This window comes from Vagococcus sp. AM17-17, assembly GCF_003471765.1.
Classification (GTDB): Bacteria; Bacillota; Bacilli; order Lactobacillales; family Vagococcaceae; genus Vagococcus; species Vagococcus teuberi.
This window is the reverse complement of the sequence record NZ_QRJY01000005.1, coordinates 68439-81624: the sequence shown is the minus strand read 5'-3', so window position 1 is coordinate 81624 and position 13186 is coordinate 68439. Positions and strand designations below refer to the sequence as shown.

General features: G+C 33.2%; 14 protein-coding genes, 1 tRNA gene and 1 riboswitch. Of the genes, 5 read left to right on the top strand and 10 right to left on the bottom strand.

The window, feature by feature from the left end; genetic code table 11:
• Positions 1-661, top strand: a 661-nt coding sequence (locus tag DW196_RS07935) for a transposase (protein WP_147408679.1), incomplete at its 5' end; no start/stop codon positions are given.
• A gap of 158 nt (positions 662-819) precedes the next feature.
• Here the strand turns inward: DW196_RS07935 and DW196_RS07930 are convergent.
• The 8 genes from DW196_RS07930 to DW196_RS07895 form a co-directional block, all read right to left on the bottom strand.
• A complete protein-coding gene (locus DW196_RS07930) occupies positions 820-1635 on the bottom strand; it encodes an MBL fold metallo-hydrolase (RefSeq protein ID WP_071456173.1) in 816 nt (271 codons plus the stop codon).
• A 12-nt stretch (positions 1636-1647) separates the two neighbouring features.
• On the bottom strand, positions 1648-2481 hold the full coding sequence (locus tag DW196_RS07925) for a two-component system regulatory protein YycI (protein WP_118250877.1): 834 nt from the start codon (positions 2479-2481) through the stop codon (positions 1648-1650).
• Positions 2481-3776: a YycH family regulatory protein gene (locus DW196_RS07920; protein ID WP_158563548.1), complete on the bottom strand. Its 1296-nt coding sequence runs from the start codon at positions 3774-3776 to the stop codon at positions 2481-2483. Before DW196_RS07920 ends, DW196_RS07925 begins: the two co-directional genes overlap by 1 nt.
• The gene (gene walK, locus DW196_RS07915; protein ID WP_071456170.1) at positions 3773-5599 is read right to left on the bottom strand and encodes a cell wall metabolism sensor histidine kinase WalK; all 1827 of its coding nucleotides are present in this window, start codon (positions 5597-5599) and stop codon (positions 3773-3775) included. Before walK ends, DW196_RS07920 begins: the two co-directional genes overlap by 4 nt.
• Positions 5600-5611: 12 nt before the next feature.
• Entirely contained in the window at positions 5612-6316 is a 705-nt protein-coding gene (yycF, locus tag DW196_RS07910; protein WP_071456169.1) for a response regulator YycF, read from the bottom strand.
• Positions 6317-6753: 437 nt separating this feature from the next.
• A complete protein-coding gene (locus DW196_RS07905; protein ID WP_071456168.1) occupies positions 6754-7062 on the bottom strand; it encodes a hypothetical protein in 309 nt (102 codons plus the stop codon).
• 174 nt (positions 7063-7236) lie between these two features.
• Positions 7237-7309: transfer RNA gene (locus DW196_RS07900), tRNA-Lys, on the bottom strand.
• A gap of 56 nt (positions 7310-7365) precedes the next feature.
• A complete protein-coding gene (locus DW196_RS07895) occupies positions 7366-7953 on the bottom strand; it encodes a hypothetical protein (RefSeq protein WP_071456167.1) in 588 nt (195 codons plus the stop codon).
• Between the two features lie 400 nt (positions 7954-8353).
• On the opposite strand from DW196_RS07895, the gene nrdH reads away from it, so the two are divergent.
• Genes nrdH through nrdF form a run of 4 tightly spaced genes read left to right on the top strand, consistent with a single transcriptional unit; the run spans position 8354 to position 12095 of the window.
• On the top strand, positions 8354-8587 hold the full coding sequence (gene nrdH, locus DW196_RS07890) for a glutaredoxin-like protein NrdH (RefSeq protein WP_071456166.1): 234 nt from the start codon (positions 8354-8356) through the stop codon (positions 8585-8587).
• Positions 8588-8589: 2 nt separating this feature from the next.
• Positions 8590-8970 (top strand): class Ib ribonucleoside-diphosphate reductase assembly flavoprotein NrdI, encoded by a 381-nt coding sequence (nrdI, locus tag DW196_RS07885; protein WP_118250875.1) that lies wholly within the window; start codon positions 8590-8592, stop codon positions 8968-8970.
• Positions 8948-11110, top strand: coding sequence for a class 1b ribonucleoside-diphosphate reductase subunit alpha (gene nrdE, locus DW196_RS07880; RefSeq protein WP_071457802.1), 2163 nt, complete (start codon positions 8948-8950; stop codon positions 11108-11110). Before nrdI ends, nrdE begins: the two co-directional genes overlap by 23 nt.
• 13 nt (positions 11111-11123) lie before the next feature.
• Positions 11124-12095: a class 1b ribonucleoside-diphosphate reductase subunit beta gene (nrdF, locus tag DW196_RS07875; protein ID WP_118250874.1), complete on the top strand. Its 972-nt coding sequence runs from the start codon at positions 11124-11126 to the stop codon at positions 12093-12095.
• Between the two features lie 43 nt (positions 12096-12138).
• On the opposite strand, the gene DW196_RS11715 is transcribed toward nrdF, so the two are convergent.
• Both DW196_RS11715 and thiT read right to left on the bottom strand, forming a co-directional pair.
• Positions 12139-12267 (bottom strand): hypothetical protein, encoded by a 129-nt coding sequence (locus tag DW196_RS11715; RefSeq protein ID WP_255415115.1) that lies wholly within the window; start codon positions 12265-12267, stop codon positions 12139-12141.
• Positions 12268-12440: 173 nt separating this feature from the next.
• Positions 12441-13001 (bottom strand): energy-coupled thiamine transporter ThiT, encoded by a 561-nt coding sequence (gene thiT, locus DW196_RS07870; protein WP_118250873.1) that lies wholly within the window; start codon positions 12999-13001, stop codon positions 12441-12443.
• A 62-nt stretch (positions 13002-13063) separates the two neighbouring features.
• Positions 13064-13165: riboswitch (TPP riboswitch) on the bottom strand.
• Between the last annotated feature and the right edge of the window lie 21 nt (positions 13166-13186).

Below are 13186 nucleotides of genomic sequence, written 5' to 3'. Positions count from 1 at the left end.
TTTGGAGGAACGAAAAAAAGTAAAGTTTTTAGTCACTGATATGAATGCTGCTTATTTTCAATTAACTAAAAGAGTCTTTCCAACTGCTAATATCATCATCGATCTATTCCATGTTATAAAGCATTTAAATACTGCTTTTAATGAATTTAGGGTACGGGAAATGAAAGTATTGATTCGCCAAAAGAAAAAATCAGAGGCTAATAAACTGAAATCAAATTGGAAATTCCTTTTAAAAAATCAACAAAATATCTCTATTTCTAAATTTAAAACCTGGAGAAGTGTCCCTTCTCAAAAGTACCCTCTTTTAACGGAATCAATGATGATTGATCGACTACTCTCATTCTCTGCGAATCTAAAAGAGGCTTATGATATTTTCCAACTACTAACGTATCATTTTAGAAATAAAGACGGTCAATCGTTTTTTGACCTGTTAAAAAACTTACCTAATAACTTAGATAAGCTATTTAAAGACAAATTAGAGTACTTACTTACCTATGAAATAGGTATTCGTAATGCCCTTCTTTATGATTTTTACAATGGAAAAATTAAAGCCAAGAATCCTCATATAAATACACTAAAACGAGTGGCATACGGATTCAAATCATTTCACAATATGAGAATAAGGATTTTCTTGATAAGCGGCCTTATAAAAATAAAATAACTAAAAAAGATGATAAATATGAGATTACTCTCACAATCATCATCTTACCAATTTAACTCATCAGTCCTATTTGATAAAGAGCTAATTAATTCTATTTCATTTTTGAGACTTTTTCATCAATATTATTGTCCATCAACACGATTTGATATAGAGCCTTTTTATATCGCAAACAAATCACATGCTTTATCTGGATCGGTATCCATAATTTTTACTTGTCCGCCCGCATCAATATCATGCTGCTGTAAAATTCCTGTGACTGTCATATTAGCTAATTCTTTCATATTATTCTCTTTACTTAAATGCCCAAGATAAATATGTTTCGTCCGATCACCAATGATTTCTGTAGCAGTTAACGCACCATCTTCATTAGACAAATGCCCTTTATCCCCTAGTATACGCTGCTTAGTATTCCATGGGTATCGGCCCATACGCAACATATTTGGATCATGATTACTTTCTAATAAATACGCGTCTGCATTTTTTATCACACCTTTAACTTGTTCACTACAATAGCCAGTATCTGTTAAAATTACAAATGATTTATTACCTTTGTAAAAACGATAAAACTGTGGAGCTATGGCATCATGTGATACACCAAAACTTTCGATATCCATATCTCCTAAAGTCATGACTTTACCCATATCAAAAATATTTCGTTGTTCAAATGGTACATTCCCAATATTTTTTTCCATTGCTTGCCAAGTTAATTCATTCGCATAAATATCTAGATTATATTTTCTAGCTAATACTCCCACCCCATGAATGTGATCTCTATGTTCATGTGTCACTAGTATCGCATCTAAATCTTCTGGTGAACGGTTTATGGAAGCTAATAAACTGGTGATTTTTTTTCCACTAAGACCTGCATCAACTAAGATTTTTCGTTGAGCAGTCTCAATATATAATGAATTTCCGGTACTCCCACTAGCAAGTACACTGATATTAAAACTTGTTTCTGACACTACGACATGCATCCTTCCTACTGACTACTTATTAATCACCTCAGACACAGATGAAGAAATTATCGCATTCGTAAATGCATTAATTCGTTCTGTTTGTGTCACGTTTTTACTACTTTCAACTGAAACAAACCACGCTGGAATATACACATTTTTCCCTCTAACAGTAAAAATACGCGTGTAACCTAGATGTAGCCACTTCACTTTATCACCTGATTGGATACGGTTATTTGTATACAAACTAATAATCGCATCTCTTTCAGAAATCACACTCTGTACTTCTCTTAATGGTTCAATTCGGCTGATATGAGTTTGTTTATAGCTTGTTATTTGATTACTATCTGACTTTTCTTGTGATATAACAATAGATAACTGGGAAGTTTCATCATAAAATGGAATTCCCTCATATGTTTGATTATAGATATAATTTTTAAAAGGAATGGTTTCTTCTTTATTTAATACATAATCTTTTCCATATAATACATTAGATGATCCTCTAATAAATTGATTAACAGATTCCATATCTTTTGATTTTCTCACAATCGTATCAGGTTGCACTAAGACCTGACTCGTTAATTGATGATTATTCACTTGCCAAGATTGGTCTTTTAATTGTTCACGTGCATCATCAACTAACTCATCTTCTTCAGCTGATAAATAGTACCCCTCTTTCTTTACTTTTGACAAATTATCAGGAACTTCTATGTGATCAGCTTTTAAACGTTCTTCTAAATTTTCGGAAATACTTCCTGTTGAAATATAGTCTTGTGTATCTCTACCTTCTTGGTAAATATAATATAAAAACATATTTAAAAATAAAAATACAATGAAAAAGATGCCTTCAACTCGTCTAAAATCCATTAAGAATGGCCTCCTTTAACCAATATGCTCTCCAACTTTTCTTGTGTCATCCACATATTGTCATAATTCACATACCAAGAAGGGACCAAATCAATGGCTTGCTGTGTTTCTTTATTTTGTTGCCATTTATATCCAATCTGAATATCGGATACTTTTGACATATCCACACCCTTATTAATTAAGCTATCTACCACTTCTTGCGTAGGTACAAGTGTCACAGAATCATCTGAAGGTAGCGGTATCTGTAAAGTATCTTGATTTGCTTTAATAAATACGTTTTTGTTTTGTACCGTCGCAGCCATGCTACCTTTCATATTATCGCCAAATACTGGAAATCCCTCAACATAATTTCGATAGATTACTTCATTCCCTGTATCAGAAAAATATCGCAAATTCCCTAAAGAGGAACCCATATCTTCTACATATTGAAAAGTTTCATAATACAATTCGTTAATACTTTCTGAATGATCTTGTTTTAGTTTACCGAAATAATTCACCTCACCAGTCTTACTATCAATTGTCAAAGACTCGCCCTCACTATTGGATAAACTTAAATTTTCTCCTTCATTTGAAAATAGATCATTAGGTTGATTAAAGAATCCACGAGAAAACGTTGTAAATGACTGAGTTGCGATAATATAACTATACGTTTTAAGTTTCGTACTGTCTGCTAAATAATAAATACCAGCATAATTTAGCTCATCTGTTGGTAAAATAGCAGTAACATAATTATTACTCTCAGCATCTAGTATAGAGGCTATACTTGCTATATTCCCTTTAATATCAAATTCAATACCCGTTTTATTCTTATAATCAACAAAGTACAATTTATTATCATCTAATGACATCACCAACCAATTAAACAGAAAATTCTTACTATCATGGGGTAAAGTCGCTGACACGTTATTCATATTAATAAACAACGATATTGGTATTGGACTAGGATATACCAAATTAAATAAATCCCGTTTTGTTGTCAAATTAGTTATCTCTGCTGTTGATAACACTTTTGATGAGCCAAATCCTAATGAGACAATTTTCTCATGTAAACTCTTCATAGTTGATTCTTTATTAGTATATAGAAAGTGATCACCACTTCCATGATGATAGAATAACTTAGTTGGCATATAGACTTCTGTCATCTCTTTTTTCTGGATAACGGCTTTTACTTTATCTGTTCTGTCTTGAAACTGACGATTAGCAGGTTTTGTCCATATCTTCCAAGACAAAAACAAACTGAGCAGCACCATTAAAATGACACTAATTTTTAACAGATTCTCTCCTAATTTACTCATTCCCATAGATCCTCCTCGTAAGGTTCATAAGGTAGTGAAATAAAGAATGTCGAACCTTTATTCTCTTCACTTTCTGCCCAAATATTTCCACCATGCGCTAGTATTGATTCTTTTGATATAGCCAGTCCTAAACCAGAACCACCCATTGCACGGGAGCGCGCTTTATCAACACGGAAAAAGCGATCAAACACTCTGCCAAGATTTTGTTTTGGAATACCTAATCCTTCATCAGAAATACTTAATACGACATTTTTGTGTGTTTCAAGTAAGCGACAAGTAATCGTTCCCCCATCTGGCGAATATTTCATGGCATTATTTAAAATATTATCTAGTACTTGAATCATTCTATCTGTGTCAATATCTACCCAAATGGCACGCTGAGTAAATTCTCGTTTAATCACATAATTCTTTTCACTATCTTTAATGACCATATCAAAACGATCTAGCACGTAATTAAACATCTCGTTTAAGTTGACTAATTCTTTTTGTAACTCAATTTTGTTAGCATCCATTCGGGATAATTGCAGTAAGTCATTAATCATGCGAATCATGCGGTTTGTCTCTTCTTGTGTGACTTTTAAAAATTGTGGAGCAACTTCTGGCTCTTGCCACGCACCATCTAATAAAGCTTCAATGTAACTCTTCATACTTGTCAATGGTGTTCTTAATTCGTGTGATACATTTGATACAAATTGACGGCGTTCTTCTTCATCTTTTTCTTTTTTGGTTACGTCATGTAGTACACACACCAAACCACTAATGAAACCAGACTCTCGGCGAATCATCGAAAATTCAGCACGTATCAAGGTTGTTTCTTGAAAATCTTCACTAAAGTCTAGTAATACATCTTCTTGAACTTCTAGTAAATCTCTAAAACTATATTCATCACCTAATTTTAAAAGGTCTAAAATGGATTGGTTAATCACATCTTCTGTCCCAATTCGAAGTAAGTTCAGTGCGGTATCATTGATCAAAATGATATTCCCTCGCCTATCAGTCCCAATAACACCATCTGACATATGAGTCAGTACGCTATCTAACCTTCGGCGTTCCGCATCCATCGTTTCTTGCGTTTCTTTAACACGATAAGACAGTTCATTAAAAGTTTCACCTAATTGGCCTAACTCATCTTTCCCATAGACTTCTACTTGACCGGAATAGTCACCATTAGCAATGCGATCTGCTTGCTGTTTCATCTCACCAATTGGCTTTGTAATAGTTCGAGACACAAGTAGTGCGATAATCAAAGTAAAAACTAATGCAATCATGGAAGCATAGAAGAAAATCAACGTGATGTCACTGACTTGTTGATACTTACTTTCAATATTACTTTTGACATAAAGCGAACCAATAACGGTATCTCCAGTCGGCGAGTAAATTTGTTCAATATTAATAAACACTCGTTGCCCTGTTTGAGGATCTGTCCGCTCTTCTTTTTTCTGATTAAATGAATTAAACAATTCGTAATCATTTTTCTTTCCGACATCCCCTTGAAGATTCGGGTCACTTGTTGCAATTACAATCCCTTTGTCATCTACTAAACGAACTTCCAAAATATCATTTTTAGAAAATTCATCCAATATTCGCTTTAAATTTGATTCTTGTTGTGAATCATCTTTTTTGCTGATTTCAGAACTCAGATTCGTCGCTAGAGTCTCCACTTGATTGGTGACATTTTCTTCAAACGTTTGAATGGTTGATGTTTCTAGTACACGAATAAAAATTGCTCCGATAATCTCAATTGAAATCATCAACAAAAGCACAAAAACTAAAGCAATTTTAAAGTGAACAGATGAAAAAAAGGGCGTTCTCTTTTTTTTCATTATACGATTCACCTAATCTTGTTCTGGATTTCTAAGGTAGTAACCAACACCGCGTCGTGTAATCAACCAATTTGGGTGACTTGCATTGTCTTCGATTTTTTCTCTTAAACGTCTCACTGTCACGTCTACTGTACGCACATCACCAAAATAATCATAGCCCCAAACTGTTTGAAGCAAATGTTCACGTGTCATAACTTGACCAATGTGTTTAGCCAAATAATGTAATAATTCAAATTCACGATGAGTCAACTCAATTGTTTCACCACGTTTTGAAACAACATACGCATCTGGATGAATGGTTAATACACCAATCGTCAACTCATTATTTGGCGTATATTCTAATTTAGCTGTCGTGTTGTCATGACGACGTAAATTTGCTTTTACACGTGCCACTAGTTCACGATTAGAAAATGGTTTGGTTACATAATCGTCAGCTCCAAGCTCTAAGCCTAATACTTTATCAATTTCAGAGTCCTTGGCTGTTACCATAATTATCGGCGTATCATATTTTTTACGGACATCACGACATACCTCTAGACCATCTTTTTTAGGTAACATCAAATCTAAAATAATTAAATCAGGTGTCACTTCATCCACCATCTCTACGGCTTCTTCACCATCAAATGCGGTGAATACTTCATATCCTTCTTTTGTTAAATTAAATTTTACTATATCTGAAATTGGCTTCTCATCATCTACAACTAATATTTTTTTCACTATCCGTCACCATCCTTTATTTTTCTTCATTTCTATAAAGTCGTCTTTTTTATTATACAACATTTTGAATACTTAAAAAACATTTGAGATTTTCTGATTTTTTTCATACTTTTATGATTATTTTCAGTAAATATCACTTATTTAATTTCGGTATTTTGCATATGTATAAGAAAAAAATGATAAGTCTAGATTGGTTGATTTATCAATGTTTATAAACATTATAATCTGTGTTATTTATCTATCTTCTCCTTTTTCATTGTTACTTTCCTACATATGACTTAAAATTAATGTATAAATTAATTCATTTAATTTATTCGGCTAACAATTGACGTTAGACTAGGTTTCCCCTTCCCTTACAAAGTCTAGTCTTACTGAAGCAAAAAAAGTTGAGATCATTCTCAACTTTTTTTGTGTTCTCTGTTATTTTAATTGTTTTATTATGATTTGTTATGAGATTTTATTGCATCTATTTTTGATTTTAAGTAAGACTCAATATGACGATCTGTTGGCTCTGTTTCTAAACGTTCGAAGACGTTTACCATTGTTTTTAACTCATCATCATCTAAATCATCTACAATAGCTAAAAGATTTTGATTATCCTGTAATTTATCTTTTACTAGTAATCTATACTTCAAACGATTCACAGACTCTGATGTTTTTTCAATTCCTTTTTTTGTTAATTTAGTTATCACGATAACACTAGCGATACCAGTTGCTGCCATGACACATTTTGTTGATTTCTTCATGCTCATCATCCTCCATCTCTTTACAACCTATTATACCATTAAAGACTTCTTTCACGTACTAAAAACCTTTTTCTATTATTTGTATCTCATTTCCTTACTCTCTTAATAAAATAAAAAAACGCTGATAGACCAGCATTTTAACAAATGCATATATCAACGTTTTTCTTCTAAAAATGGGCTGTAGGGGGTTCGAACCCATGACCCACGGATTAAGAGTCCGTTGCTCTACCAACTGAGCTAACAGCCCTAAGAAATGAACAAAATTATTATATCACTAGTTATTTTTTCTCGCAAGAATTTATACTATATTCTACGTGTCTTTATAGGCACAATGCGTTGAGAACGAGCATCTTTTTCTTGAATAGCCTCAGCTAATTTATATAAGAAATCAATATCATCTAAACTACTTGTATCAAGTCCCAACTCCTCACCTAGTGATAATAAATTCTCTTCTGGTGAATGACGCAATAATGAATCTACTTCTACTAATATCATATCGGACAATCCTTTCGTTTTTTTAGCAAGAGATAATCCTTGAGGGTATTGTTCGTGATAGTGTAAAAATTCAAAAAACTTGACTAATACAATGACAGCTTTCTCAAAAAATTTTGGTCCAGCCACAATTTCATGAGGAAAAATATCTAGTAAAATATCTTGTAAAGCTACTTCATCCCACTCACTAAGTGTCTGAAAATGGTAATCAAACATGTACTCACTAATATACAGTATCGTTTGTCGTGATATCATTTGCTCTGAATAGCTTAATTGTCTATACCAAAATGTCTTTTCAAATGTATTTATTTTATTAGTTGATTCCTTCATCGCTTCTTCAAATAAACGATTTGCTTCTTCTAAATGTTCATTTATCATTGCCCCACCATCTCTTCTCATTTTATTCACTCCTCTTTGTAAAAAATGAGGGATAAACATCTTGTTCATTTAATATAACGTATGTATTTTAAAATGTCTACTATTTATAGAAAACGTTTATCCTATCTAATATTATATAGATAACATAATGTGCCCTGATTATGAGTTTCGTCCGACCACACGACAAAATTGCCATTTTTTCGATGTTTTTCCTATTTACTTTTGTTATGTCTATGTCTATACTAGAGACTGTTGTCGTAGATAGATTGTAGATGAACGAAAAAATATACCCGTCCTAAAACACAATAACTAGTGGCTTTCAATAATTTAAACACAATATCTAGTGTTTAATTATTGACTTTTTTTTATTTCAAGCTATACTTGTATTTATATTATGGGAACAAATTAGGAGGAAATACTCATGAATACAATCACACTGTACACAAAAAATAACTGCCCTCAATGTTTAATGACTAAAAAATTCTTAGCACAAAAAAATGTAGAATTTAACGAAATCAACATTGACAATGAACCCCAATATATTGATTCACTAAAAAAACAAGGATTCCAAAGCGTGCCTGTTTTAAAAACAATGGATGACAACGTGACAATCGTTGGGTTTAGACCTGACCAACTTAGAACGTTGGCGGTTTAATCATGAAGCTAGTCTTTTTTTCTTTAACCGGACAGACAAGACGTTTTATTAATAAGCTAGATTTTCCATTTTATGAAATAGACACAACAAATCCTTTTCATGAGATGAATGAAGATTACCTATTGATCGTTCCTACTTATGACAAAGAAGTCACAGAAGTAGTGAACGATTTTATTGAGTATAAAACTAACCAAGAGCACTTACTAGGTGTCGCTGGTGGTGGCAATCTAAACTTTGGAGACTTATTTGTGTTTACTGCAAAAGATATCGCCAAAGATTACAACATTCCTCTCGTCTTTTCTTTTGAGTTTAGTGGAACTGATGAAGATGTAAAAAATTTTAAGAAAGTAGTGAATGAATTTGAGTCTAAAAGACCTAACTGATGTAACGTATTTCGAACTTAACAACGAAATCAACCGCCCCGTAAACGATCAAATTCCCTTATATAAAGATAAAGAAGCCCTAGATGCATTCTTTAAAGAAAATGTAGAACCAAATACCAAACAGTTTTCTTCTATAGAAGAGAAGTTATCTTTTTTAACTGAACACGATTATTTAGAAGAAGACTTTTTAAGCAATTATTCGATTGAATTTATTGAGTCTTTATACGCTTACTTAGAATCACAAAACTTTACATTTAAGTCATTTATGGCTGCCTATAAATTTTATTCTCAATATGCCTTAAAAACAAATGACGGCACACAATATTTAGAGCGTTATGAAGATCGTGTAGCATTTAATGCTTTGTATTTTGCTGATGGCAATGAAGAATTAGCTATGAGTTTAGCAGATGAAATGATTCATCAACGTTACCAACCAGCGACACCCTCATTTTTAAATGCTGGCCGTAAGCGTCGTGGTGAGTTAGTTTCTTGTTTCTTAGTCCAAGTGACTGACGATATGAACAGTATCGGTCGCTCAATCAATAGTGCGCTACAATTATCACGTATTGGTGGTGGTGTTGGTATCACACTATCAAACTTACGTGAAGCAGGGGCTCCAATCAAAGGATTTGAAGGTGCTGCAAGTGGTGTCGTTCCTGTTATGAAATTATTCGAAGATAGCTTTAGTTATAGTAACCAACTTGGCCAACGTCAAGGTGCTGGTGTGGTTTACTTAAACGTTTTCCATCCAGATATTGAAATGTTCTTATCAACAAAAAAAGAAAATGCGGACGAAAAAATTCGTGTTAAAACATTATCACTGGGATTGTTAGTTCCGGATAAATTTTACGAATTAGCTCGCAACAATGAAGACATGTACTTATTCAGTCCATATAGTGTGGAAAAAGAATACGGCGTACCGTTTTCTTACATTGATATCACTGAGGAATATGACAATTTAGTGGCGAATCCTCGCATTAGAAAGCAAAAAATTGACGCTCGTTACTTAGAAAATGAAATTAGTAAATTACAACAAGAATCTGGTTATCCTTATATCATCAACATTGACACTGCCAACCGTGCGAATCCTGTTGATGGCAAAATCATTATGAGTAACTTGTGTTCTGAAATCTTACAGGTCCAAAGACCATCTGTCATTAATGATCGTCAAGAATATGACGTCCTTGGAACAGATATTTCTTGTAACTTAGGCTCTACAAATATCGTTAACTTAATGGATAGTCCAGACTTTGGAAAATCTGTTAAAACAATGACAAGAGCTTTAACTTATATCACAGACGCTTCTGATATCGAAGTGGTTCCATCAATCCAAAACGGTAATCGACTAAATCATACAATTGGTTTAGGCGCCATGGGATTACATACTTACTTTGCTAAAAATCAAATGGAGTATGGTTCAGAGGAATCATTAGAATTTACAGATGTGTATTTCATGTTATTAAACTATTGGACTTTAGTTGAAAGTAACAATATTGCAAAAGAACGTAATGAATCATTCGATAACTTTGAAAACTCAAAATACGCTACTGGCGAGTACTTTGATCTATATATTAATGAAGAAATTAAACCATCTTCTGATAAAGTTAAAGAATTGTTCGATGGTATTTTTATTCCAACAGCAAAAGACTGGGAAGAATTGAAACAATCTATTAAAGAATTTGGTTTATACCATCAAAACCGTTTAGCTGTAGCACCAAATGGCTCAATTTCTTATATTAATGATACAAGTGCCAGCATCCACCCAATCACTCGTTTGATTGAAGAACGTCAAGAAAAGAAAATTGGTAAAATCTATTACCCAGCACCCTTCTTATCAAATGACACTATGCCTTATTACACGTCTGCTTATGATATGGATATGCGTAAAGTCATTGACGTGTATGCGACAGCTCAAAAACACATCGACCAAGGAATGAGCTTGACTCTATTTATGCGCTCAGATATACCTGAAGGCTTGTATGAATGGAAAACTAATACAACAAAACAAACAACGCGTGACTTAAACATTTTACGTCACTATGCTTTCCATAAAGGTGTTAAATCAATTTACTACGTTCGTACGTATACTGATGACGAGGAAGAAATTGGAAGTAATCAATGTGAAAGCTGTGTTATTTAAGGAGGAGCAATAAATGACTGCGTTAGACAATAGTTATTACCAAGCAATTAACTGGAACGCTGTTGAAGACATTATTGATAAGTCAACTTGGGAAAAATTGACTGAACAATTTTGGTTAGATACACGTATTCCATTATCAAATGATTTAGATGACTGGCGTAATTTTAATGACGCTCAAAAAGAAAATATTGGCTTAGTTTTCGGTGGTTTAACACTACTTGATACGATTCAGTCAGAAAGTGCCATTGAAGCCTTAAGAAAAGATATCCGTACGCCCCATGAAGAAGCAGTCTTAAATAATATTCAGTTCATGGAATCGGTTCACGCAAAAAGTTACTCATCCATCTTCAGTACATTAAATACTAAAGCTGAGATTGAAGAAATTTTTGAGTGGACAAATACCAATGCTCAGCTACAAAAAAAGGCTGAGATTATTAATGAAATTTATTTAAATGGCTCTCCTTTACAAAAAAAAGTAGCAAACGTTTATGCTGAAACATTCCTATTCTACTCTGGTTTTTATGCACCTTTATACTACTTAGGAAACAATAAATTAGCAAACGTAGCTGAAATCATTAAATTGATCATTCGTGACGAGTCAGTTCATGGTACTTACATTGGGTATAAATTCCAATTAGGTTTTAATGAACTACGTCAAGATGAACAAGAAAAAATGAAAGAATGGATGTATGACCTACTATTCACTCTTTATGAAAATGAAGAAGTGTACACTGAATTGTTGTATGACAAATTAGGTTGGACTGAAGAAGTAAAAACATTCCTACGTTATAATGCCAATAAAGCGTTGATGAATTTAGGTATGGACCCACTATTCCCAGATACAGCAAGTGACGTGAATCCAATCGTCATGAATGGTCTATCAACAGGAACAAGCAACCATGACTTTTTCTCTCAAGTAGGAAATGGTTACTTACTTGGTACCGTTGAGGCAATGGATGACAATGATTATTTAATCGGTATGTAAAAAAAGACTGATGAATCAAAATTTGATTCATCAGTCTTTTAAATTATAGAGCCACATTATCCAAACACACAGTACAGTTTAAAACAGTGCTAATAACCGACACAATATAAATCGTACTTCCAAAACTTGAGAATAGTTGACTCGCTAAAAGTTTATTAAATTGTTTTGTCATTATACTTCCTACTTTCACTTAGGTGAATAATTTTCATCACCTTTTTACTTATTTACACTAAGTGAAATGGTCTGAATCCGTCTCATAAAATGCTTCCTCTATAATATTTCGTTTAAGTAAAACACTTTTTCAAACAAAAAAAATATCCTTTAAAAAGAATCTTTTTATCATAGTTAGTTATCTTTTGGCATAAATAAGCTTTTGTTTTTGTTTAATATGAGTAACAACACAATGACTGTTGCTAACCCTGTTAGGAAACCACTAATCCCGTTTGCTACTAATGAGTAAGTCACTGGTGATAATCCCCAAATGGCATATTTACCCCAGAAAATAAATCCGGCAATAAAGTGGAAAATATAGCGTATCAAGGTACCAAAAAATGTACCTGAAACAACGTACTTCCATGCACTTGATGGATTAGTTTTTAAAGCTGTTTGTAGCTTTGTACTAAACACACCTGAAAAACCTGCTGCTGCAAAAGCGAATATGTATTCAATAATAACTTGTGATACTGTCAAGAAGTAAACTTGCCCCATTAAAAAGTGCAATAATCCCCAAATAAGACCAGCGTAAACTCCTGGTACAGTTCCACGGCGTAATGCATAGAGAGTAAGTGGAATCATACCTAAAGAAACAGAAAATCCTGTTCCTATATTTAACGGGATAAACGATAATGCCATAGATAGCGCAGCTACAATCGTCCCCTCTAAAATAATTCGTGACCTTTTCGACATAAAAAAACTCCTCCTATTATTGATTAATACGTGACCAATCAACAAAAGAGCAGTGCTTACTTGCTACCACTTCACACAATTCCTACGCTTGAATTAACAATATCAGGTTCGAGGGTTTAGAGTTTTCACTCATTCTCAGCTTTGAAGCTCCCCTTTGTGACGGCTATGTATTTAATTTATTTCAT